Here is a 24,069-nt window from a genome sequence, read left to right as displayed (position 1 = left end):
TGAAACCTCTTCGCGCTGATGGTAGTGTGGCGTTAGCCATGTGAGAGTAAGTCATCGCCAGCTTTTAAATACGAAAGCCCCCTTAACATACGTTAAGGGGGCTTTTTTATGTTTAAAAATAAGTACCTGCCATACATGAATAGATAACGTGTGTGATCATTTTTTATTGTTTATGAGATAAACTAGCTTAAGTTCGTGTGTTAATCTGAATAACTTTTATTCGTTTTGTATAATTCATCATCTATTTTTTACAAATTAATTGTTTCTCAAACATTTTTTTTTGTAGGATAAAGTTAATTCCTATGCTATAACTTCAATATCGGCACATTTTTTGCTTAATGTAACTCGTTATTGGGATGTTGCTTTATGAAGTTATCAGTTGGATTGAAAGTTGCGAATTCTTTATCGCTTACCCCTCAATTACAACAGGCAATACGTCTACTGCAATTATCAAGTTTGGAACTCGAACAAGAAATCCAAATCCAGCTCGACAGTAATCCTTTATTGGAAAAAATAGAAGAAGAGAGCACTGCAGAAAGTCTTTCTCATGCTGAAAATCAAGAAAGTACCGATCTGACACAAAATCTTAATGCAGATCATTTACCTGACGATTTACCAGTAGATACCGATTGGGATGATATCTATACCCATCAGTCAACTGCACTAGCGTCACCTGAATATGAAGAGCGTGAGGATAATCGACAAGCCGAACATACTTTAAAAGAACATATTTTAGAGCAAGTTAATTTACTCCACTTTTCAACGATTGATCGCTTGATTGCCTATTGCATTGTAGATTGTTTGGATGAAAAGGGATTTCTCGATGCTGAAATTGATGAAGTGATTGAAGCGGCACAACATCTGCTGTCTGAAGCAGGTATGAGTGAAGAAATCGAAGCGGATGAAGTCGTTGTGGTGCTCAAACATATTCAGCGTCTCGATCCGGTGGGTGTCGGCGCTAAAAATCTTGCTGAATGTCTTAAAATTCAGTTGGATGTCTTGGATCCAAACACTCCATTACGTAATGAAGGATTATGTTTATTAAAATATTACGAACTTTTGGTCAGTAACGATTTAAACAAGCTTTTGAAATACACCGGCTTGTCTATGGTGCAAGTTAAAGCCGTGATTGAGTTTTTAAAAACCTTAAAACCTTATCCAGGTTTGAGTTTTGAGTCGCAAGAGTCTGACTATCAGATTCCGGATGTTGTGGTGTGTAAAAAAGATCAATCATGGCAAGTACAGTTGAATCCAGACATCATGCCTAAATTACGCATCAATTCATTTTATTCGAATATGATCCGTAGGGCAGATCAAAGCGACGATAATATTTATCTTCGTAATCAGATGCTCGAAGCTAAAAATTTTATTAAAAGCATTGATGAGCGTCATAAGACGCTGTTAAAAGTGGCGATGTGTATTGTGCAGCATCAGCGTAGCTTTTTTGAAATTGGTCCAGAGGGCATGAAACCTTTGGTTTTACGTGATGTAGCCGAAGAGGTTGAATTACATGAATCAACAGTTTCACGAGTGACGACCAATAAATATATGCTGACGCCACGTGGTTTGTTTGAATTGAAATATTTCTTTTCAAGTCATGTTGGTACCACATCTGGAGGCGAATGTTCATCAACTGCGATTCGTGCCAGAATTAAAAAAATGGTCGCTGCTGAAAATCCACGTAAGCCCTTGTCAGATAATGCGATTGCCAATTTACTCAAAGATGAGGGGATTGATGTGGCGCGTAGAACGGTGGCGAAATATCGTGAATCGTTACATATTGCATCATCGTCTGAGAGAAAAGTCTTGATCTGATCTAAAAAATCTGACTATCCTACTGGTTCATTGTTGCAAAACAATGAATCTTTTTTATTTAAGGAATGGTTGAAATGACTTATTGACGTGCTTCAAACTTTTATTGTCTTAAGTTCATTTTGCGAACATGAATATCCTGATAGAAGGTGAGGGATAAAATTATGCAGATAACAATTCGTGGACATCATTTAACTATCACACCTGCCATTGAAAACGATATTAAATCTAAATTTGGTCAAATGACAAAACATTTAGATCAAGTGAATAGCATGCAGGTGAAACTTTCAAAAGATCATCAAATCGATAAACGAACTCACAAAGGCAGTTCGAATCATATCGCTGAAGCGATAGTACGCTTACCTGGTATAGAGCTTTTTGCACAGGCCTCTGCCGACGATATGTATACCTCGATAAAAAAACTCTCAGAAAAATTAAAACGGCAATTGCAAAAGCATCGTAAAATACAATGCGCTTATCAGCAAGTTGTTGTTCCTGTTTGATTTTTTTAAATAGTAAGAGGCTGGTCTCCAGCCTCTTTTTTTATGAACAAAATGTAGTTTACTACTGAATTATCTTCATGATTTATAGTAGAATGACGGGTTTTTACACCCAAGGTTGTATAAGAGGTCTCGCAATGAATAATGAACAGCTTACACAAATTTTACAAGATGCATTTCCCGCGGCGGAAGTAGTAGTAAGTGGACAAGCTGGAAAATTTGACCTCCGTATCGTGGATGATCAATTTGAAGGAAAACGTACGGTTGCACGTCAGCAAGCGGTTTATGCGCCTTTGAACTCTTATATTGCCAGTGGTGAAGTTCACGCAGTCACAATTCGTGCGATGACCAAAGACGAATGGCGCAAAGCAAGTCTATTCGGAGCTTAATTCTACATGGATAAATTTCTTATTACGGGTGGAGTAAAGCTCGAAGGCGAAGTGCGTATTTCGGGTGCAAAAAATGCAGCATTACCTTTGTTGGCTGCCATGATTTTGGCCGAAACGCCAATTACCTTGCGTAATGTTCCAAATCTTAAAGATGTAAATACATTAGTAAAATTGATTGGTGGTCTTGGTATTACCATGGACTATGAAGGCGATACGGTTAAAGCGGATACCTCGACACTCAATAATCAATTTGCACCGTATGAGTTGGTTAAAACCATGCGTGCTTCTATTTTGGTTCTTGGCCCATTGTTGGCACGCTATGGCAAGGCGCAGGTATCGCTGCCAGGCGGCTGTGCAATTGGTTCGCGTCCGGTCGATCAGCATCTTAAAGCGCTTGAAGCATTAGGTGCGCAAATTGAAGTTGAAAATGGATACGTACATGCCACTGTGGATGGTCGTTTAAAGGGTGCCGATATCACCTTTGATATGGTCACGGTTGGTGGTACGGAAAATCTCTTGATGGCAGCAGTTTTAGCTGAAGGTGTCACCACGATTCGAAATGCTGCGCAAGAGCCAGAGATTACCGATTTGGCCCAAATGCTCATTAAGATGGGTGCAAAGATTGAAGGCTTAGACACCAGTACGCTGGTTGTGACGGGCGTTGAACATCTGCAAGGGTGTGAATATTCAGTCGTTGCCGATCGTATTGAAACGGGCTCTTACTTGGCCGCTGCTGCAATTACAGGTGGACGTGTCAAAACCACACATACCGACCCAACCTTACTTGAATCTGTGCTAGAAAAGTTTGAAGAAATGGGTGCTGAAGTCACTCGTGGTGATGACTGGATCGAGTTGGATATGCTTGGGAAGCGTCCGAAAGCGGTCAGTTTTAGAACACTGCCACATCCTGAATTCCCAACAGATATGCAAGCGCAGCTGATGGCGGTCAATGTGATTGGTCGTGGATTTGCGACTATTTCTGAAACCATCTTTGAAAATCGCTTTATGCATGTCCCTGAATTGTCACGTATGGGTGCCAATATTCAGGTTGAAGGCAATGATGCGATTGTCACTGGCGTTGAAACACTTCAAGCGGCGCCTGTGATGGCAACTGATTTACGTGCATCATTTTCATTGGTTTTGGCTGCGCTAGTTGCGCAGGGTGAAACGCTGATTGATCGTATTTATCATATCGATCGCGGTTATGAAAATATTGAAGAGAAATTGCAAGGTTTAGGCGCGCAGATTAAGCGAGTAAGTTAATGAATGATATGAGAAACGATGATCCAAACTTTAACGTAATGGGAAATTTTGATCATGGTTTAACATTAGCGCTCAGTAAGGGCCGAATTTTAAAGGAAACATTGCCGTTGCTGGAAGCGGCTGGCATCAATTTACTTGAAGACCCAGACAAGTCGCGTAAGTTGATTTTTCCAACCACACATCAAAAAGTGCGTATTCTCATTTTACGTGCATCTGACGTACCGACTTATGTAGAAAACGGTGCTGCCGACTTTGGTGTGGCGGGTAAAGATGTGTTGATGGAGCATGGTGCTCAGCATGTGTATGAGTTGCTGGATCTTAAAATTGCCAATTGCCGTTTGATGACTGCTGGTAAAGTCGGGATTACACCACCTAAAGGCCGCCTTAAAATTGCGACTAAATATGTGAACTTAACACGTCAATACTATGCCAGCCTTGGTGAACAGGTCGATGTGATTAAGCTGTATGGTTCAATGGAATTGGCACCTTTGGTGGGATTGGGTGACTATATTGTCGATGTAGTTGATACAGGCAATACACTACGTGCAAACGGTTTGGAACCACTTGAAGAAATCATGCAGGTTTCTTCACGTTTAATTGTGAATAAAGCCAGCTTTAAGCGCAAGCAAGCGTTGCTTAATCCAATTCTGGCGCAAGTCGAACAGGCGGTTGCAGCACGTCAGGTCAAGTAAAAGTTTATCGTTTCAAACAACCGTCACCGATGTGGCGGTTTTTTTATCGAACACAAGAGCTATCGATCACCTAAAACCATGAGATGATTGGTCTTTAACATAAATTGTTTTGACAAGATCAATCAGAAAATCAAATCTTGCTGAGCCAGAATTTCAATCAAACATTACTCCAATTCTGGGGTTTTGAGTTTCCACAAAAGCACTGAAAAAGAGTACACTAGAAGTCTATTTTCACTAAAAACCGTGTAGGTAAATTGATGCGACGTTTATCGACTCAAGATCAAAACTTCAAACAAGTCTTTGCAGACTTGTTGGCGTTTGAAACTGTAAATGATCCTGAACTTTTAAAAACTGTAGACCAAATTATTGCTGATGTACGTCAGCATGGTGACGCACATGTTCTTAAGCTCACTCAACAGTTCGATCGACATCCAGCGCATCAATTTTCAGATTTGGAACTGACCCAAGAGCAACTTAAAGCAGCTTTTGAAGCACTGACCACCGATGTACGTGAAGCCCTTGAACTCGCCGCAGAGCGTATTCGTAGTTTTCACGAAGCGCAAAAGCAAGATGGCTGGAGCTATGTTGATGCGTTGGGTAATACCCTAGGTCAGAAGGTAACGCCTTTAGATCGCGTGGGAATTTACGTTCCAGGTGGTTTGGCATCTTATCCATCTTCTGTCTTAATGAACGCGATACCTGCTCATGTTGCGGGCGTACCTGAAATTGTCATGGTCGTACCTGCACCGCAAGGTGAGCTAAACCCGCTGGTATTGGCAGCTGCTTATCTGGCAGGAGTAAATCGAGTATTTACGATCGGTGGCGCTCAGGCAGTGGCAGCATTGGCTTATGGTACTCAGACTGTACCTTGTGTAGATAAAATTACGGGTCCGGGAAATCGTTTCGTTGCAGCGGCCAAGCGTGCAGTGTTTGGTCAGGTCGGTATCGACATGATTGCAGGCCCATCTGAAATTTTGGTCTATGCCGAAGGACAGAACAATGCCAAATGGCTGGCGATGGATTTGTTATCACAAGCCGAACATGACACTGTGGCGCAGGCAATTTTAATTACCCCAGATGCTCAGCTACTTGATGATGTGGCACAAGCCATTGAAGAACATTTAGCCGCTTTACCAAAAGCCGATATTGCACGTACTTCAATTGCTAATCGTGGTGCTTTGGTGTTGGTAAAAGATCGTCTTGAAGCGATCGAATTGATCAATCAAGTTGCGCCTGAACACTTACAACTATGTGTAGATGATGCCGAGCAGATGAGTCAGGATATTCGCCACGCGGGTGCCATTTTTATGGGGCGCTTTACGCCTGAAGCCATTGGTGACTACTGTGCAGGTCCGAATCACGTATTACCCACTTCGGGAACAGCACGTTTTTCATCGCCACTAGGTGTTTACGATTTCCAAAAACGTTCGAGCCTCATCATGTGTTCAGAAGCGGGTGTAAAATCCCTCGCAAAGACAGCAGATATTCTGGCTCAACAGGAAAATCTGGATGCACATGCACGCTCAGCTCGCTACCGTTATCAGTAAGATTTAAGGTTGACCAAACTATCGATCGTTTTTAGGGGCTATGGCTTGGCCCCAACAAGAGAATAGCGCAATGAATATTAGCAACGAACAAATGCGATTTTGGAGCCCGGAAGTCCGTGAGCTGGAGCCGTATGTGCCTGGCGAGCAACCTAAACTTCAGAATCTCCTTAAACTAAATACCAATGAAAACCCGTATCCGCCTTCACCTAACGTCGTGGCGGCAATCGAAGCGGTTTTGCACAATCAGGCAGATGCCTTACGTTTGTATCCAGACCCAGATGCGCTACAGTTGAAGCAGGCCATCGCCGATCAGCAGCACCTAGATGTGAGTCAGGTGTTTGTCGGAAATGGCTCAGACGAAGTATTGGCGCATATTTTTAAAGCATTCTTTATTCAAAACGATGCAATTTTATATCCGGATATTACCTATAGTTTTTATCCGGTATACAGTCAGTTTTTTGGTGTCAAAACCAAGCAAATCCCTCTCAACGCGCATTTTGAAATTGATGTCGAGGACTATCAGCAACCAAACGGCGGGATTATTATTACCAATCCGAATGCGCCGACCAGTATTGCATTGTCACTCGATAAAATTGAGCAGGTGCTGAAAAATAATCCAGATCGTGTGGTGGTGATCGATGAGGCTTATGTTGATTTTGGAGCAGAATCGGCGGTTAGCCTGATTCAACGTTACGATAATTTGGTGGTGTGTCAAACCACTTCAAAATCTCGTTCACTGGCAGGGTTACGTGTTGGTTTTGCGTTGGCACAGGCACATCTGATTGCTGCACTGGAAGCAGTAAAAAATAGCTTTAACTCGTATCCGATTGATCGCTTTGCACTTGCTGCAGCAGTCGCATCGTTTCAAGATCAATCATATTTCGAAGCGCAGTGCGAGAAAGTCATTCAAAGCCGTGAGATTTTAGTGACGCAACTTGAGACACTCGGTTTTAAAGTTTTGCCATCAAAAGCCAACTTTATCTTTGTGACTCATCCAGCACATGATGCTGCAACACTGGCAACACAACTACGAGAACAAGGCATTATTGTTCGTTATTTTAACAAGCCACGTATCAATCAGTTTTTGCGTATTACGATTGGTACCGATGTGCAAAATCAGCGTTTGATCGACAGCTTAAGCCGTTTATTTCATTCTGCATAATTGTCTGTGTGGGACTGCCATGTATTGATCAGATTCAGCATGGCAGATACCTTATCTAAGCATTCTTGATACTCAGCTTCTGCATCTGATGCAATAGTGATACCGCCGCCTGCCCAGACAGAGAGCGTATCCTGATATTTTTGTATTGTGCGAATCAGGATATTCCAGCTGCCTGTACCATCCAAATTAAAATAACCAAGCGATCCGCAATATGCGCCGCGCGGTGCCTGCTCTAATTCTTCAATAATTTGCATGGCACGAATTTTGGGTGCACCTGTAATGGAGCCTCCTGGCAAAGCAGAACGAAGAACATCAAATGGGTTGGCATCTTTTTTTAATTGAGCCGTAATTTCACTCACCATGTGATGCACTTGATTAAAACTTTCAATTTCAAATAATTTAGTGGTTTTAACTGAACCAGTTTCGGCGTGAACGCTAAAATCATTACGGAGTAAATCTACAATCATGACATTTTCGGCCTGATCTTTGACTGAAGACTTTAGTTGTTGTTTCGATTTTTCATCTTGCTCAAGATCTTTATAGCGTGGCATGGTGCCTTTGATTGGACGCGTCTTCAAAGACCGATTTGCTTCAAACTCAATAAAAAGTTCGGGGGAACAACTGAGCAGTTCAAAATCATCTAGCTTTAAATATCCTGCATACGGTGCGTTGGTGAGCGTCCACAATTGATCTGCTTTTGACAGAAGCTCACCCTCACAACAGGTTTGAAACTCTTGGGTTAAATTAATCTGGTAACAATCGCCGGCCTTGATGTAATCTTGAATTTTATGAAAGGCGTGTAAATATTCGCTTTTTGACCAGCGTGGACGAAAAGAATGATGTAGGCGAAGTGGCTGAATGGAAGAAGCAAGTGTTTGACTGAGCTGATCAATCAGCCAGTTATAGTGTTGTTCAGGCTGTTCTGCATCGCTATAAAAATACCAGCCATCTGCATGCTGGCATAAATAGGTTCGATACAATCCAATATACAAGGCAGGTTGTACTGCATGTTTTACACATACAGCCTGAGAAGCTGCAATATCGTAACCGATAAACCCAATATAACCGCCTTGAAAGCCTAAATCAGATGAAGCTGAAGCAGTGGGATCAAACTGAATAAAATCGTTTAAATTTTTATAATCGTGATTTAAGTGATAGTTTGTGAACGCATCATGTTGATAAAAACGATATTCATCATGCTGGTAAATTGCATAAGCTTCAGGATGAAATGCAATGATAGGCGAATCGTGATTATTCAAAAAAACTAAACCAGTCGATGCATGAAGTTGTGTCAAAATATGCTGAATGGATGGCACTGGTAAAGGAAGTTTTTGAATATAGCGCACGGAAAAATCGCCCAAAAATGAACAGATAAGCAGAAACGCAATTTTACTACACAATTTAAATGCACATAAGCTGGCTTGCCACTTATCGGCAAAATGATAAAAATTACGCAACATTAGTTGCGCAAAATGTGAACTAGCGCTACTTTAAAGAGGCAAAATTCAGCTACTCAGGGATATGGAACATTCTTCTTGTAAGAATGAGAGTAGTCAGAAATAAAAATAAATGCTCTTGGGAGAGTTTGGAATGAAAATGTTGACGAAATTGGCGTTAGTCTCTTCAATGCTATTAAGTGCAAATGCCATGGCTATGCAGGCAATGGATGATGCATCTATGAGTGCGACCACTGGTCAGGATGGCTTAAATATTGGGATCAAGCTCGATAATGCCGGAATCAGTATTGATAAGCTATATTTACATGATAACGACGGTTTAAAAACTGACACTGGTATTACGGGTGCAACCGGAAAAGCGGGTGCGATTGCCATCAATGGCGTCACCGTTAAGCAAACTTCGAGTGATAATCTTCTAGATTTAAAAATTGATACCGATGGAAGTGCAAACGGGGCATTTTTGAATATTGCAGCCACAGTGGGTGCTGTCGATGTGGGGATTGGTTCAATTGGTGTCGCGAGTTCGAATGCATCTGTAAATACGACCACAGGCTTACGTGGTGTAACAGGTACACCAACCGAAATCTTAACCGGTTTAACGCTCTCTTTGGGTAAAGTGAGTGCCAATATTCAGTTGGGCGCGACGCCACAAGGCGCGATGATTGTACTGAACTCGACCCTACAAGGTGGTTTGACGATTTCCAAGTTGGGTTTAAAAGATGCACAAGGTGGTGGTCAGATTTATTTGGATAACATCTATGTACGTGGTGCCAATAACACTACAGGTGATTTAAATCTGAATGCCAGTATTGGCGTCACTACAAACGGGATTCAAATTAAAAACACCAGCGCTCAAAATATTAATACCTATGTGCAAGGTGTACATTTAGGTACTCAAACTGCCAGTTCCATTGGTGATCTTGAAATTGCAGGGCTGAATATGGGGAATTCGACTATTACCATTAGTGGTCACTAATACGTCATTAATTGCTGCAAAAAAACGCGTGATCGACACGCGTTTTTTTGTATGCGTTATTACAAAAAAATACGTATTTCGTCAAAAAAACCAAAAAAAAGCTGCAATTTCTTCAAAAAAAAGGTATCTTCAAAAGACAGGGAATGTAGAGTATTTGCTCTAAAAATACAATGAAAATCAGGCATTGCTGCCCCAAAAGTAGAACCAAAAGATTATGTTAGAGATTACCTTAGGGTCGGCATTGATCTATTACTTTGCAACCCAAGCCTTCGATATTAAAGATAAAGCTCCGGGGACAGTTCAATATACGGAAACACTTGATTCCAGAGAGCCATCCTTTACACGTATGCACCGTGAAGCAGTCGTGATCAAGCCCGCTGTGGAAGATCAGTTTCGCGGTATTGTGCGTCAGGCTTATGACTATAGTTGTGGATCGGCTGCACTGACCACATTATTGAATGGCTATGTTGGAACCCAACTGACCGAACAACAAACTATGAATGGGCTGCTCCGTTTTGGCGAATATCAGCGGATTATCGAGCGCAGAAGTTTTTCACTTCTCGATATGAAACGTTTTGTGACCGCTTTAGGTTTGGAAAGTGGCGGTTATCGAGGTGAGTTTTCAGATCTGGTCAATCAGGGACAGCCAGCAATCGTACCGATTTCCTATGCTGGTTTTAAACATTTTGTGGTGTACAAAGGTTATAAAGACGGCCGAGTCTATGTGGCAGATCCAGCACTAGGCAATATCAGTTTCGATGAAGTGCGCTTTAAAGAAGTCTGGGAAAATAACACTTTGTTTTTGATTCAAGTGCCCGAAGCCCAGCGTAAAACGCTATTGGCACTTCAAGACAGTGATTTACGACATGTCGAGGATGCCACAGTCAACCGTTATGCATTGATTGACATGCAGTATCCGACTTTTTATATGGAACGCATCGCAGACAAAGCATCTACGGTTAGAAGGGGTGTAGACAACAACAAGGATTCGATGACCTATGGAGAAAAGGTAAATACATTTATGCGGTTGTATTATAAGCGTAAATAGTTGGGTAAGAAAAAAAATAACGTGGTGGATAGAATGAAGAAGAGAACGCAAGGGATGAACAAAACGTTTTTGGCACTGAGTGTCAATGTGCTCATGATTGGGGGTGTCTATGCGGCAGATGATGTAGCCGCTGCCTCATCACAAGAAAAGTCTGCCGAGCAAGCGACAGCGACACAGTCTTCTGAAGCGCCAGCTCAGGGGAGCGTGTTTACCGAGTCGAATAGCACGGCTGCCGCTGAGGCAACAGCAAGTACGCCAGCACCTGCTGTTTCGTCAAATTCGGCGGCTGAGGCACTTCAAAAACAAGAAGGTGATGCCACACAGGAAAGTAATCTTCAAGAAGTTTTCACCTCCAACGAGCGCCAATATTCTCTGATCAAACGTGGTGAAATCTCAAGTTACTACGATATTGATTATACCTACTATCGCGATACACGCTTAGATTTGGCTATTGAAGACGGTACTGTTAATCAGCTTCGAGTTGAAGAAGATGCCAACCATACTTTAACCAATACTTTTACCCTGCAATATGGCCTGCGGGATAACTTAACCTTAACCACATCGATCCCGTTTGTGGCCAAAGCGGATAATTTAAAAGATACCACCACTGCCGGTTTAGGTGATATTGCATTTGGAGCGCGTTGGGAACCTTTCCCACTCCAGACAGGGCGTTTACCTCTTATTTTATTTGGTAATATTTCGACCAAAACGGGCGATAGTCCATACGAAATTAATCCTGTCACGGATTTATCGACCGGTAAGGGCTATTATTCGGCAGGTATTGGTGCAAGTACGCGTAAATATATCGATCCGGTTGTGCTGTTTGCTTCGGTTTCTGCCAACTACGGATTTAAGGAATCAGATCTTAATCAGCGCCGTGGTACACGTACGATCACCGAGTTTGATCCAGGCATTAGTGGTGGCTTCTCGCTAGGCTTTGCATATTCATTCAACTACGACGTGTCATTGACGATGTCGTATCAGCAAAGTTTCAATTTTAATTCTGAATTTACCTATAGTTCTGGTGAAACCTTCAAGCCAGCCGATCAAACATCCTCTATTTTTGCGATTGCTCTTGGTGTACGTGTCTCTCCTAAAACCATTATTAACGGAACCTTGGGCATTGGTCTGACTGAAGATGCACCGGATGTCTCGCTTGGAATCTCGTTCCCACTGGATATTGCTGGATTTGCCAAAAAAATTAGCTAAGGGGAGTAGTCGCTATGCGATATCTCAGATTACGCCCGTTAGCATCAGCAATTATTCTGACGGGTTGCTCCAATGTCACTTTTGCACAGCTTGGACAAAACCTTTCTGTGGATGTGCGTTCTCTTGCGCTGGGTAATGCGGTAACTGCCGATCCGCCAGGCATCAGCGCGATTCACTTTAACCCGGCAGCATTAACCCGTATTGAAGGCTTACAAACCGATGTACAGGGCTTAATTGCCAACTTTGATATTCAGCGTGAGTTTTCTGCACCGGCTGGATATAACGTTTTTGGTTATTCCGACGACCCATTGGTGTGTAACGATGGGCCAGAAGTCGCATCGAACTTGTGTACCGACTTTAAAGGTTCGGTTCGCGGCGATGTTGAATATGCCAGTATTTACGTGCCTATTTTGAAAAAAATGGTCGATTTGGGTGAAGGTGTTCCGCTTGCTGCACCTACTGCAGGGATCGCGTATAAGCCGCCCGGTTCTAAAATTACCTATGCCACAGCAGTCTATGCACCTTTGGTCGCAGGATTTGGTGCTGAAAATGGTAACCCAGGAAATTTTATGGGGCAGCAGGTTGCGCTAGAGCGTATTACCTACTTATCGCCTTCATTTGCATTTAAAGTCAATGATGAACTGTCCTTGGGGGCGTCGGTTGGAATGTCTTATCAAGCCATTTCATTGAAAACCGATTTACGCTTTCCAAACGAATTAATAGGGGTATTGCGTTTAGTTGATGAAGTGGTCTGTGCACCATTTAAAGACAATCAAGACTTTATCACCGATTTGCTTTTACTCGGGATTTGTAATGCTCAAGAGGGCATGAATCCGTTTAACCGCTTTGGACAGTTAAAGGTCACGGTCGAACAGGCGTTAAGCCCAAGCTACAACCTTGGCCTGCTTTGGGAACCGCGTGAAGATTTTAGCTTTGGTATGGTGTACCAAAGCTCGAGTAAAATGCGCCTCAAGGGTAAATATTTTATCGACAATGAACGTGCACCGCGCGAGTTGATTCGCGGTTTAAATTCCTCTGCGACGGGGAGTGTATTTGCACGTGTGCTTGGTTTTCCTTCCAGTATTCCGGCCACAGAGTCTGGTTTGGTGGCCATGGATTTTGAATATCCAGCCCACTTTCAGGCAGGGATTACCTATAAAATTATTCCCGATTTACAAATCAATTTCGATGTGGGGTGGACAGACTATAGCGCTTGGGACAAATTCCGATTTGAATTTGATCGGCAGGTTTCGGCGTTGCAAATTGCCAAGCTACTTTCAAGCGATATCTCCAATACCAGTCTGGCGCTGCCACTTAATTTTACCTCACCATGGAGCTGGGGAATTGGGGTTGAGTATTCTGCAACTGATCGCTTGAAACTGAGAGCGGGTTATGAGCCACGTTCTTCTGCCATTCCAGACGACAAACGTAATACCCTGATTCCGATCAATAATGCACAGTTATTCGGTCTGGGCATTGGTTATCGTTTTGATGCAGATACCGATGTCGATTTGTCTGTGGGCTTTTTACGCAGTAGAGACAATATTCCGGCAGGCAGCAGCTCCTTAGCCAACCAAACTGGCGTGAGTAATATTTTGCTCAATCCCTATGCAGGTTTAGATGTCAAAACCAATACAAAAGTAACCATTTTGGGGATTAACTACAGGACACGGTGGTAATGAAAAAAAACAGCATCAGACGTACTCGGCTGTGGTTTTGTATGTGTGCTGGATCACTTTTAGTTACTGGCATGAATCTTTATGCAGCTGAATTTTTTACCATTATTGGGCCTGATGGACGTCCTTTGGTGATTCAAAAGCAGACGTCTCAACGTTCAACAGGTCATTCTGCCGCTCCCAGCTCAAAAGCTCCCTCAAATCCAGTACAAAAGTCCTATCCAACTGCGCCAACTGATGTGTCTAGATTGACTCCCGCAGTATCAAGTACCCAAACCCAAACATCCACTGGATTTATCAGTTCAAAAAAAGCGACGAGTCAACAGGCTATACCGCTGGCTGAATCGACTTCAAAGCCTGTAATTAAAGCCACTCATACTGCTGCGGTACCATCGCAATCTCCTCCAAGTGACCAAATGGCTACAAAGAGTGCTGACCAATCGATGCCGAACGTATCGCAACCCACCGTGAAACGTTCAGATCAGATGGCAGTAACAGCTACAAAAAACACAGCGCCATTGCCTGCGGTGAAGACTGATACATCATCAAGCAAGCAGTCATCCTATATTTCCAGTATTGGCGGTGAAGAATACGTCAACAGTGAATATTTAGAAAATCGTGAATTTAACTTGGATGGAAAAAAACGTTTTTACATGATGCCACAAGGGGAGATTGACTCGAAAACGGGTGTTGTGCGTATGCAGCCAGTCGAGCGTGAAAAAGGGGTGAGTCGTTCTTTTTTGAATCAGGTGCTTAAACCGAGGGCAAGTGAAACTCCGACTGAGACACTCGCATTGTCTTCGACCTACTTTATTATGCCTAAGCAAGACGTAACTGAAAGTTTGGATACGACTTGTTTTGAAGGTAAAAAAATGAAGAAAGCCAAGGTATTCGACACGCAAAAAGAAGTTTCGGTCTGGCCAAGAAAACCGCTTGAAAATACCTTTGATTATGATGTGGTGCGCTTGTCTGAGCCATTAAAGCAAATGAAACTGACCTCATATGCATCGACTCAAACCAATCCCCAATTTTATTGGCCTTTTGTGGTGTTTCTCGATCAGAAAGGCTGTGTACTCGAAGGAGTGAGCGGCTATAAAAATCAAGAGTATCCTGCAACTGCACTTAAATATGCAGCATTAGAAGGCATCATTCGTTTACCCGAAAACGCGCATTATATTTTGATGACACCGTTGGCTTCCGCTCTGGACGTAGAAGACAAGTTACTGACCAATCAAGGACAAATCAAGTTAACGGCAATCCGTTAACCCAAAAGATGGGTACAACAATGAAAAAGAAAATTTTAATTTCGACCGCGCTGACTGCGCTTGTATCTGCACTGGTAGGTTGTGGTGGTGAAAGTGGCAATATTAATGAAGACACCAATAATGGCGTTACCACAAGCACCAGTTGTAAAACCACCGATGCTAACTGCCAAAGTTTCTATATGGTTTATCCAATTGCAGGTCTGAATTTCGATTGTAGCAGTGATAAGGTGAATCATTTCGTGACGGCGCAAAGTGGTAACGCATTTACAGGCGCATGTAAGCTTGGCGATACCGTTAATTTTTCGATCAAGGGTCAAACAGCAGACAAGCAGATTAATCTGGGCAGTCTAGACTTAAAAACCATTTCGCCTATCAATATTGGTCAGCAACCGCTTTCACTGCTTGATATGGCAACCGCAATGGTGGGTAAGGCACCTGCGACATTTGATTTATCGGATGATACCGTTAAGGTGGCCACTGCACTGGTACGTATTTTTCAGGCTTTAGGCGTGCAGCAAAACAGTAATATTGCCGGAGATATTCAGCCTGTTGCCATGACTGAAGATTTCAAAAATGGACTCTCTAAAATTACGCGTTCCTTGAGCGTGAGCGATTTTAAAGACGGCAGCTATGCAGCGGCACTGGTGGGATGGGTCGATGTCTCGACGGTGTCTGAGGCTCAGGCATTGAGTGTGGTCAAAAAAATGGCCAATATACAAAATGCAGGAATTTACAACGCAGAAATCTTTACCCCAAGCAGTTTGGTCGATCTGGCGATTTTAAAGTACACCAGTGGTTTCCGCGGCAGTTCATCTACAACCAATAAACAAATTATTGCCAATATGTACCTGATGACTGACCGACAAGGCTTAACCTCGGGCTATGGATTACAATGGCAGGGCGTACCTAAAAATACGGGTGATTTGGGTTATCTCACCTTAATTAGTCAGTTTGCACCAACCAAAATGACGGCACAAACACAAAGCACGTGGCTCAATCCACTGACCAAATCGCTGTCGTCAGCGCAACCGTTTCGTTTTAGTTTGAGTGCGAACAGTAGCGACGACTTAAAAATTTTCCAAGGCAAATTAATCGATAACTATTTGGTGGTGGCAACAGACGATTTGTATAAGCGTGCCATGAATACCACGACGGTAGACAGTTCGGTTTTTGGACGATGGACCAAAACTGCCGATAATGAAACCTTTAATGGGACGATTGATCTGGCCAAGATTAGTCCGATTACCTATCTCGACAGACGTGTATTTAAGTCGAGTAATAACATCAGCTCTGGACGTTATCTATTTCCACTCAATGCCACACTGATCTTTAAGTTTACAGATACCACTGTGGCAGATGTCAAACTCGGAATCGTGATCGATGAAAATGGCGATATCCGTACCGATATTGGAGCGAATGCCACTACAAATGATATGTCTGGAAATTGTGGAATTTTGACCAATGGCATGCAAGATAACTTCGGTGTGACGCAATATCGGATTGGAACAACAGGTGCAGCCAATTTCTCGGCAAGTGACAAGTCGATCACCATTCGTATGATTTTAAATGAAGCACGATTTGGTCTTTTAGAAGGGGTGCTGCTTGGTTTAAATCAAGGACTTGCAGTCAGTGGAGAAACATCATCAGTCCGACTTAGCTCTGGCGGTGTGAAAATCAACCTGAATAACTTATTAGACGAAAGCGCGAATTCTCGTGCACTGTCGATTACTGACTTTAACAACAACTCGGCAAACTGGGCCAATATTTATGCGGCTTATCAACGGGTTTACAACAATATTTCCAATGTTCAACCCGCACCGACAACTGCACAGATTGAACTGGCCAAGCGCACATCTGGTACACTAAGCATTGAGCTACCAAACTGTTATAGTGTAAAAAATAAATAATCAACAACATGAAAAAGGCCAGTATGACTGGCCTTTTTTTATTTTATCCTGTGTGATCCAGACGGGTGCCGATGGTCTCTAAATGTACCGGAAAGTGCTGTTGTTTACGGTCTTCAAAGTAGTGTCGAAGCGTACGCTCAACACTTGGAAACGCCAGTTCGCCCCATGGGATTTCGTGTTCTTCAAATAACCGCGATTCGATGCTTTCTTCACCGGCGCCGAATACGCCGTCTTTGAGCAGGGCTTTGAACAACACGTAGATCTGTCCGATACGTGGAATGTTATACATGCAGTATAAATGTTCAATGTCGATCTCGGCCTCGGCTTCTTCACGCGTTTCACGTGCAGCGCCTTCTTCCATGGTCTCAAACAACTCCATGTAGCCTGCGGGTAAAGTCCACAATCCGTAACGTGGTTCGATTGCCCGACGGCACAGCAAAACCTTATTGTCCCAAACTGCAAGTGCCCCGCAGATGAGTTTTGGATTTTCATAGTGAATATGGCCACAATTGCCACAAACACGGCGCAATTTATGATCACCTAGCGGGATCTGTTCTTCTGTTTTATGTCCACAAACGATACAAAAACTCATAACAATCATCGGGGCTAAAGATAGCTCAGCATAACTGAATTTTTATTGTTTCGCATCATTTGTATACGACCCCAAAAAAATTGAGCTATGATGGAAAAATAACAAGAATCGAGAGGCGCAAATGAGTGAACAAGGATTAACCCATCGGTTACAACAACGACTACGTTTTGCGCGACGTACTCAACCTGCAGAAGCTGCCGTATTAATTGCGATTACCGATGAAAAAGATCCGAAGGTGTTATTGACGCGGCGTTCTACCCGCTTAAAAAATCATGGCGGAGAAGTCTCTTTTCCGGGCGGAAAACGTGACCGTGGTGATACCAGTAATATCGTGGTGGCATTACGTGAAGCGCAAGAAGAAACGGCACTTAATCCCTTCGATGTCGAGTTGATGGGAGATCTGCCCATGCAGCGTGCCAAAAATGGCATGCTAGTGAAACCCATTGTCGGGCTGATTCCACCCGATGTGCATTTGATACCGCAGCCTACTGAAATCGATCGTATTTTTTTTGCTTCGCTTGAACAATTACTCAATGCGCCGCCAGAACCCCATCAGGTGAAATATATCAAGCAAACGTTGTACTTTCCGAGTATGCGTGTCGAAGATGAGGTGGTCTGGGGTTTAACGGCACGTATGTTGATTTCACTCTTTCAATATGGCCTTGGTTATCAAAAGGAGTGGCCATTCTTATTAAATTCGCCTCTATTTATTCGGCAAAAACTTGAAAAGAACAATAGAAAGGAGTAACTCAGATGATGTATAGCTTTCAAGGACATCACCCTAGAACCAAACACCATCCGTGGAAGGGGTGGATTGCAGGTAATGCGACCGTGATTGGTCAAGTCGAACTGGGTAATGAAGTCAGTATCTGGTTTGGAGCGGTCGTTCGTGCAGACAACTGTCTAATCCGGCTGGGCGATTTTACCAACGTACAAGAAAATGCCGTGTTGCATACCGATGCGGGAATTGAGCTGGTGGTCGGAGACTATGTGACCATCGGACATCAGGCCATGCTACATGGCTGCACCATTGGTGATAACAGCCTGATCGGTATTAACGCCGTGATTCTGAATCATGCCGTCATTGGCAAAAACTGCATTATTGGTGCCAATGCCCTGATTCCTGAGGGTAAAGTCATTCCCGATAATTCGGTGGTAATGGGGTCGCCGGGCAAAGTGGTTAAAACACTCGATGATCAGGGTGCGGCACAGCTTAAAATGAGTGCCATGCATTATGCCGAGTACTATAAAAAATATGTGCAGCTTGAACCTTATTTTTTTGATGAATATGAGTCGATTTGAATCTTGGATTCGTGCAAACCGATTACGTTGAATCACTCGCCTGACAGCGGGGAGTAGAGTATGATGTTCAGCGTTTTTGTTAATTATATAGCGTAAGGTTTGCATGAAAGTGCTTGCATTGGAAACAGCCAATGAACAATGTTCTGTGGCCTTGATCGATCAACATCAAGAGCTTTTTTTTCAACTTGATGATCGAGCCAAGGCTCAGACTCAAACAATTTTACCCATGATTGAAGCCGCCTTGCGCGATACGCAGACCGAGCTGCATGAACTCACAGCAATTGCATTTAGTCGAGGCCCAGGATCATTTAGTGGTGTACGGATCAATGCTGCTGTGACACAGGCATTGGCATGGGCCAATGACCTGCCGGTGATTGCAGTGTCTACTTTGCAGGCACTGGCGCAGGCCGCTTATCAAACCCATCAATTACAACAGGTGACTGCTGTTTTAGATGCACGTATGCAAGAAGTTTATTTGGCTAATTATGTACTCGATGATGCTGGCATCATGCAACTCGATGGCGAAGAACGTTTGCTGAACTATGCAGATGCTCAGGCAGCAGCTCAGTTTACCGTTGTTGGTTCAGGCGCGCATTTAATCGCGACCACAGAGACACAGGTGGCAGCAGTCCAGCCGAATGCACATCACATTGCATTACTTGCAAGACACTATGCACTCAATGAGCAATGGGTGTCGGCTGAACAGGCACTTCCCGTTTACTTGCGTGACAATGCGTGGAAAAAGATTGCCGAGCAAGGCAAAGCACAGTGATTGCATTATCTTTGTTTTTATTGTTTATTTTTAAAGGATATACCTGATGGTAAATCCAATGCGATTATATGCTGTGGCCGAAGTAAAAGATCAGGCAGAAGCGGTTCAACAGCTTCTTCAGACACGCGGTGTGGTCACTGAACTGATCGAGATTGAGCAATTAAATGCCCGTTTCTTAAGACAGCATCCCGAATTGGCCTTATGTGTCGATCATGCAGGGTTATGGCTTAGTGCCAATGGAATGAAAATGCAGCCCGACTGGATGGCTGAAATTCCTCGATTAAAACGTGCCAGCCTAAAATCTGAAATGATTGCACGAGCGTGTCAGTTGGGTGAGCAGCCGCATTTAATTGATGCCACTGCGGGCTTGGGACATGATGGTTTGCTCATGGCCAGTCTTGGTGCAGAGGTCACTTTGGTGGAGCGTCATCCTATACTTTTTACCTTGCTCGAATTTGCAAAACAACAGGCCGAACAGGATGCGTATTTAGCGCCTGTCATGGCACGTATGCACTTGATTTTTTCAGATGCTGCCGACTACTTGACGCAGCGAATTGAGCAGCAGGCGATCACTGATGTGGTGTATTTAGATCCGATGTTTCCGCAGCGTGACCAGCATCAGCAAGCAGCCAAGAAGCAGGCTCAGGTAAAAAAACAAATGCAGCTACTGCATCTGTTGTTACCTGAAGATGGGCAGATGGATTTAGGAGATCAACTGTTAGCCCTTGCACGGCAAATGGCAAAGCGTGTGGTGGTGAAACGTCCGAGACATGCTGTATTTTTAAATGATGAGACTCCTGACCATCAATGGCAGGGTGATGCCTGTCGTTTTGATGCTTATTTTCAGCTTTCTCTGTGAGTAAGTGTGATCATTGCTTCAATATTTGCCAAAACTTTGCTATATAGTGAACATGCGTCACCAAGAAAATTGCACTTCGGATTCAACTCATAAAGTGCTTACCAAACTCACGGCCTCCCGAACAATTCTATGATCGACCTCAAACCGTCCATTAACTTTTGGCATGATTTTAAAAGCAACCAAACCGCGGGTTTATGGTTATTTTTGGGGTCGAGACGTTCGCTTCAGGTCATCCATCCCTCGATTTTTCAGCTTTTGGTTTGGGGTGTGTTGGGGGGTGCTGCCAATACGCTCTTTAGCTGGTTGGTGGCAGGCGATGGAGGCGCATTTAATTCTCAAGGATTGGTCAGTTACGCGTTATGGCCATTTCTGGCACTGATTGTCGGGATTTTCCTTTCTCAGCGAACCAACAATGCCCGTCTGATGCTGGTACCTGCAATTTTGTGGCTGGTACTGGACACCAATATTGCGCTTTTACAAAGTTTGATCCAGTATCTGGGCCAGCTCGACTATTTGCCTTATTCATTGTATGACTATTTGCCGAGCATCTTTATGGTGCTGTTTGTATGGCAAAGTCTGGCGGTGGTATGGGTATTTGCCCGTGAATTAAAATGGCCATGGTGGGAGCGTGCACTCATTATGATTGCAACGCTGGTGACTCTGGTGGTGTGGCAGGGATCGGTGCGTAGTCAGCCGATCTGGAAAGTAGAAGATGTTCCTCCTAGCTTTGCCGAAGATGCCTTTTATGCACAGAGTCGCCTACTCAATAAAGCCCTTGAGCAAATTCAGTATGGTGAGTTTGCGCAAAGTCACTGGTACTTTTTAGGGGTGGCAGGTGCCAGTTATCAGGATGTCTTTAAATCTGAAATTATGCGCATTAAAGAGCAATTCGATACGCGTTTTGGCACCATTGGCCGCTCGATGATGCTGGTCAATAATCCAGATACCCGAACCCAGATTCCGTTGGCATCGAAAACCAGTATCGCGATGGCGTTAAACCGGATTGGTCAACAAATGAACCGTGAAAGTGATGTGCTATTTTTGTACATGACCTCGCATGGCGCGCCAGATCAGTTTGAAATTGAAAATGCACCGCTAGATTTAGGGCAAGTCGATCCAAAATGGCTACGTGAAGCCCTCGACAAGTCCGGTATTCGCTGGCGTGTCATTGTGGTGTCTTCGTGTTTCTCGGGCAGCTTTATCCCCGCATTACAATCACCAGATACACTGATCATTACGGCATCGGCTGCCGACCGACAATCATTTGGTTGTACCAACGAAGCCGATTATACCTATTTTGGTCGGGCACTCTTTGATCAGGCCATGCGTGATCATCATTCAATGAAAGATGCATTCTTGCAAGCCAAGCAAACCGTCGCAAAATGGGAACAGGCACAAGGTTTTGAGCCTTCCGAGCCACAATGGATGATTGGTAAAAATATGGAATTGATGCTGCCTCAACTTGAACAACATTTATTCCCACAACAAACTGTGCCACAGGCCAGCGTAATTTCACATGAGGAAAAGACCCATGGAACTGCTGCAAAAAAACAAGTGTTATGACGGAGAACAACGAATTTATCAATTTGAGTCGACCCATTTAAACGGGACTGCTCGATTTGGGATTTTTTTGCCGCCTGCGGCACTTGAAGGCAACCGCTGTCCGGCGCTGTTTTATCTGGCTGGCCTCACCTGTACCGAAGAAACCTTTGCAATCAAAGCACATGCTCAGCGTCTGGCTGCACATCTTGATTTGGTTTTGATTATGCCAGATACCTCGCCGCGAGGTGAAGACGTGGCCAAAGGCGATCATTGGGATTTGGGGCAGGGAGCAGGTTTTTATGTCAATGCCACTGAGCAGCCTTGGCAAGCCCATTATCAAATGGAAAGTTTCATTGCCGAGGAGTTATATGCTTTGGTGCAACAAGAATTTCCAGTCGATCCAAGTCAGATCGGCATCATGGGCCATTCGATGGGCGGGCATGGGGCATTGACGCTAGCGTTTAAGTATCCTGAAAAATTCAAATCCGTTTCTGCATTTGCACCAATTTGTGCGCCTGTACAATGTCCGTGGGGCCAAAAAGCATTTTCACATTATTTGGGGGCAGATCAAGCCGTATGGCAAGATCACGATGCAAGTGTATTGGTTGAAAGCAAAGGTGCTTTGTTTAAAGATATTCTAATTGATCAGGGCATGGATGATCAGTTTTACGATCAGTTAAATCCAGATATATTTCAACGTGCATGTCAAATAGTGGGGCAGCCTCTCACCTTAAGAAAACATGCAGGTTATGATCACGGTTATTATTTTATTCAGAGCTTTGTTGAAGATCATTTGCAATTTCATGCCGTACAGCTTGAAGGATGAATGTATAAATTCAACCTATTGAAAGTGAAGCAGAAATGCTTCACTTTTTTGTTTTAAAGCGTATCCCATGTTGCATCAAACTCATGTTGTGCCATTCGGTTCAAGTGCTCAATCACCACACCTTCAAGGCGGCTATGATCGTCAAGATCACTTTCAATACGTGCCACAAGCGCTGTATGTGAAGGCGTTAAAATGACGGTTGCTGTCGGCATCATAATTCGAAATTCTGTTTCTGACTCTGCCACTTCAAATTTGTGTTTCCAATGATTGACTAGGCGTTTCGCAATACGTTTACCGTCTTGTGTATCAAGTGTTGTTTGTGTTTTCACTGTGCTGTCCTCAAGTATAGATCCTGACATTAGCAAATTTTACAGCGGGATAGTACCGGCCAAACGAGAATGCTGCGTTGCAATTTTGCAATCTCTTGCGCTGAAACTGTGTAGGATAAACAGGCAGTCTGTACTTGATTTTGTTATACTGTTGCTCTTGTTCTTCAGTTTGCCAGGTCGTATATGTCCAAGCCGTATTTGATTGCTCCTTCTATCTTGTCTGCCGATTTTGCCCGTTTAGGTGAAGATGTCGAACGTGTTTTGGCGGCGGGTGCAGATGTCGTTCATTTTGATGTGATGGATAATCATTATGTACCAAATCTGACCTTTGGTGCGGGTGTATGTAAGGCGCTTAAAAGTTATGGCATTCAGGCACCGATTGATGTGCATTTGATGGTATCGCCAGTCGATCGAATGATTGGGGATTTTATTGAAGCAGGTGCAGACATTATTACTTTCCATCCAGAAGCATCTGATCATATCGATCGCTCACTGCAACTGATTAAAGCAGGTGGTGCTAAAGCTGGGTTGGTATTTAACCCAGCAACGCCTTTGCATTATCTTGATTATGTAATGGATAAGGTCGATCAAATTTTACTCATGAGTGTCAACCCGGGGTTTGGCGGACAGAAATTCATTCCAATGACACTCGACAAATTACGTCAGGCACGCAAATTGATTGATGCCAGCGGTCGTGATATTCGCCTTGAAGTTGATGGTGGTGTTGGCCCAGCCAATATTCGAGAGATTGCTGAAGCAGGTGCGGATATGTTTGTTGCGGGTTCAGCCATTTTTGGAAAACCAGACTATAAAGCGGTTATTGATGAAATGCGATTAGAGCTGGCCAAAGTGGGCACTCAGTCTGTATAAGAGTAAACACTTTAATTTATACATGTCCTGTGGATAAGTTTGTTTATAACTATATGGATAACCGTGTTCATAAG

23 protein-coding genes are annotated in these 24,069 nt (G+C 43.5%); 20 read left to right on the top strand and 3 right to left on the bottom strand.

Annotated elements, in window-relative coordinates; translation table 11 throughout:
• The first annotated feature begins 366 nt into the window (after positions 1-366).
• The 7 genes from L2096_RS08085 (at position 367) to hisC (ending at position 7,365) form a co-directional block, all read left to right on the top strand.
• Positions 367-1,815, top strand: coding sequence for an RNA polymerase factor sigma-54 (locus L2096_RS08085; RefSeq protein ID WP_004934842.1), 1,449 nt, complete (start codon positions 367-369; stop codon positions 1,813-1,815).
• A 161-nt stretch (positions 1,816-1,976) separates the two neighbouring features.
• On the top strand, positions 1,977-2,315 hold the full coding sequence (gene hpf / locus L2096_RS08080; protein ID WP_250365208.1) for a ribosome hibernation-promoting factor, HPF/YfiA family: 339 nt from the start codon (positions 1,977-1,979) through the stop codon (positions 2,313-2,315).
• Between the two features lie 134 nt (positions 2,316-2,449).
• Positions 2,450-2,701 carry a BolA family iron metabolism protein IbaG gene (gene ibaG, locus L2096_RS08075; protein WP_004934849.1) on the top strand — a complete coding sequence of 84 codons (252 nt, stop codon included), beginning with the start codon at positions 2,450-2,452 and terminating at the stop codon, positions 2,699-2,701.
• A 6-nt stretch (positions 2,702-2,707) separates the two neighbouring features.
• Entirely contained in the window at positions 2,708-3,964 is a 1,257-nt protein-coding gene (gene murA / locus L2096_RS08070; protein WP_250365207.1) for a UDP-N-acetylglucosamine 1-carboxyvinyltransferase, read from the top strand.
• Positions 3,964-4,656, top strand: coding sequence for an ATP phosphoribosyltransferase (hisG, locus tag L2096_RS08065; protein ID WP_004934855.1), 693 nt, complete (start codon positions 3,964-3,966; stop codon positions 4,654-4,656). The genes murA and hisG overlap by 1 nt, the downstream gene beginning before the upstream one ends.
• Positions 4,657-4,913: 257 nt before the next feature.
• Positions 4,914-6,203, top strand: a complete 1,290-nt coding sequence (gene hisD / locus L2096_RS08060; RefSeq protein WP_004945451.1) for a histidinol dehydrogenase — start codon at positions 4,914-4,916, stop codon at positions 6,201-6,203.
• A 70-nt stretch (positions 6,204-6,273) separates the two neighbouring features.
• A complete protein-coding gene (gene hisC / locus L2096_RS08055; protein ID WP_104124722.1) occupies positions 6,274-7,365 on the top strand; it encodes a histidinol-phosphate transaminase in 1,092 nt (363 codons plus the stop codon).
• Here the strand turns inward: hisC and pabB are convergent.
• Entirely contained in the window at positions 7,353-8,711 is a 1,359-nt protein-coding gene (gene pabB / locus L2096_RS08050; protein ID WP_502801292.1) for an aminodeoxychorismate synthase component I, read from the bottom strand. The genes hisC and pabB overlap by 13 nt on opposite strands.
• Before the next feature lie 244 nt (positions 8,712-8,955).
• Between pabB and filA the strand changes: the two genes are divergently transcribed.
• The 6 genes from filA to filF all read left to right on the top strand — a co-directional run bounded on the left by filA (position 8,956) and on the right by filF (position 16,903).
• Positions 8,956-9,798: a putative pilus system protein FilA gene (gene filA / locus L2096_RS08045; protein ID WP_004934866.1), complete on the top strand. Its 843-nt coding sequence runs from the start codon at positions 8,956-8,958 to the stop codon at positions 9,796-9,798.
• Positions 9,799-10,012: 214 nt separating this feature from the next.
• Positions 10,013-10,846 (top strand): putative pilus system C39 family peptidase FilB, encoded by an 834-nt coding sequence (gene filB, locus L2096_RS08040; protein WP_004934869.1) that lies wholly within the window; start codon positions 10,013-10,015, stop codon positions 10,844-10,846.
• Between the two features lie 54 nt (positions 10,847-10,900).
• Positions 10,901-12,055: a putative pilus system protein FilC gene (gene filC, locus L2096_RS08035; protein WP_004934872.1), complete on the top strand. Its 1,155-nt coding sequence runs from the start codon at positions 10,901-10,903 to the stop codon at positions 12,053-12,055.
• A 14-nt stretch (positions 12,056-12,069) separates the two neighbouring features.
• On the top strand, positions 12,070-13,734 hold the full coding sequence (gene filD, locus L2096_RS08030) for a putative pilus system OmpP1/FadL family transporter FilD (RefSeq protein WP_004934875.1): 1,665 nt from the start codon (positions 12,070-12,072) through the stop codon (positions 13,732-13,734).
• Positions 13,734-14,996 carry a putative pilus assembly protein FilE gene (gene filE / locus L2096_RS08025; RefSeq protein ID WP_250365205.1) on the top strand — a complete coding sequence of 421 codons (1,263 nt, stop codon included), beginning with the start codon at positions 13,734-13,736 and terminating at the stop codon, positions 14,994-14,996. Before filD ends, filE begins: the two co-directional genes overlap by 1 nt.
• Before the next feature lie 20 nt (positions 14,997-15,016).
• Positions 15,017-16,903, top strand: coding sequence for a putative pilus system protein FilF (filF, locus tag L2096_RS08020; protein WP_250365204.1), 1,887 nt, complete (start codon positions 15,017-15,019; stop codon positions 16,901-16,903).
• Between the two features lie 43 nt (positions 16,904-16,946).
• Here filF and L2096_RS08015 read toward each other — a convergent pair whose 3' ends face one another.
• Positions 16,947-17,495: an NUDIX hydrolase gene (locus L2096_RS08015; RefSeq protein WP_025096147.1), complete on the bottom strand. Its 549-nt coding sequence runs from the start codon at positions 17,493-17,495 to the stop codon at positions 16,947-16,949.
• Positions 17,496-17,616: 121 nt separating this feature from the next.
• On the opposite strand from L2096_RS08015, the gene L2096_RS08010 reads away from it, so the two are divergent.
• The 6 genes from L2096_RS08010 to fghA all read left to right on the top strand — a co-directional run bounded on the left by L2096_RS08010 (position 17,617) and on the right by fghA (position 22,796).
• Positions 17,617-18,243 (top strand): NUDIX hydrolase, encoded by a 627-nt coding sequence (locus L2096_RS08010; RefSeq protein ID WP_004934887.1) that lies wholly within the window; start codon positions 17,617-17,619, stop codon positions 18,241-18,243.
• A gap of 5 nt (positions 18,244-18,248) precedes the next feature.
• Complete coding sequence (locus L2096_RS08005) at positions 18,249-18,797, top strand: gamma carbonic anhydrase family protein (protein WP_151675853.1); 549 nt, start codon at positions 18,249-18,251, stop codon at positions 18,795-18,797.
• A 103-nt stretch (positions 18,798-18,900) separates the two neighbouring features.
• On the top strand, positions 18,901-19,569 hold the full coding sequence (gene tsaB / locus L2096_RS08000) for a tRNA (adenosine(37)-N6)-threonylcarbamoyltransferase complex dimerization subunit type 1 TsaB (protein ID WP_151815455.1): 669 nt from the start codon (positions 18,901-18,903) through the stop codon (positions 19,567-19,569).
• Positions 19,570-19,615: 46 nt separating this feature from the next.
• The gene (locus L2096_RS07995; RefSeq protein ID WP_004934896.1) at positions 19,616-20,428 is read left to right on the top strand and encodes a class I SAM-dependent methyltransferase; all 813 of its coding nucleotides are present in this window, start codon (positions 19,616-19,618) and stop codon (positions 20,426-20,428) included.
• Positions 20,429-20,557: 129 nt separating this feature from the next.
• Positions 20,558-21,991 (top strand): C13 family peptidase, encoded by a 1,434-nt coding sequence (locus tag L2096_RS07990; protein ID WP_004934899.1) that lies wholly within the window; start codon positions 20,558-20,560, stop codon positions 21,989-21,991.
• A complete protein-coding gene (gene fghA / locus L2096_RS07985) occupies positions 21,960-22,796 on the top strand; it encodes an S-formylglutathione hydrolase (RefSeq protein WP_250365203.1) in 837 nt (278 codons plus the stop codon). Before L2096_RS07990 ends, fghA begins: the two co-directional genes overlap by 32 nt.
• Positions 22,797-22,849: 53 nt before the next feature.
• Here the strand turns inward: fghA and L2096_RS07980 are convergent, their stop codons facing one another.
• Positions 22,850-23,125 carry a DUF2218 domain-containing protein gene (locus L2096_RS07980; protein ID WP_250365202.1) on the bottom strand — a complete coding sequence of 92 codons (276 nt, stop codon included), beginning with the start codon at positions 23,123-23,125 and terminating at the stop codon, positions 22,850-22,852.
• A 183-nt stretch (positions 23,126-23,308) separates the two neighbouring features.
• On the opposite strand from L2096_RS07980, the gene rpe reads away from it, so the two are divergent.
• Positions 23,309-23,995: a ribulose-phosphate 3-epimerase gene (gene rpe, locus L2096_RS07975; protein WP_025096140.1), complete on the top strand. Its 687-nt coding sequence runs from the start codon at positions 23,309-23,311 to the stop codon at positions 23,993-23,995.
• Positions 23,996-24,069 lie beyond the last annotated feature (74 nt).

It is taken from the genome of Acinetobacter sp. ACZLY 512 (genome assembly GCF_023614015.1).
Lineage (GTDB): Bacteria > Pseudomonadota > Gammaproteobacteria > Pseudomonadales > Moraxellaceae > Acinetobacter > Acinetobacter soli.
Note: the sequence above shows the minus strand (reverse complement) of the source record. Positions and strands in the feature narration are given on the sequence as shown.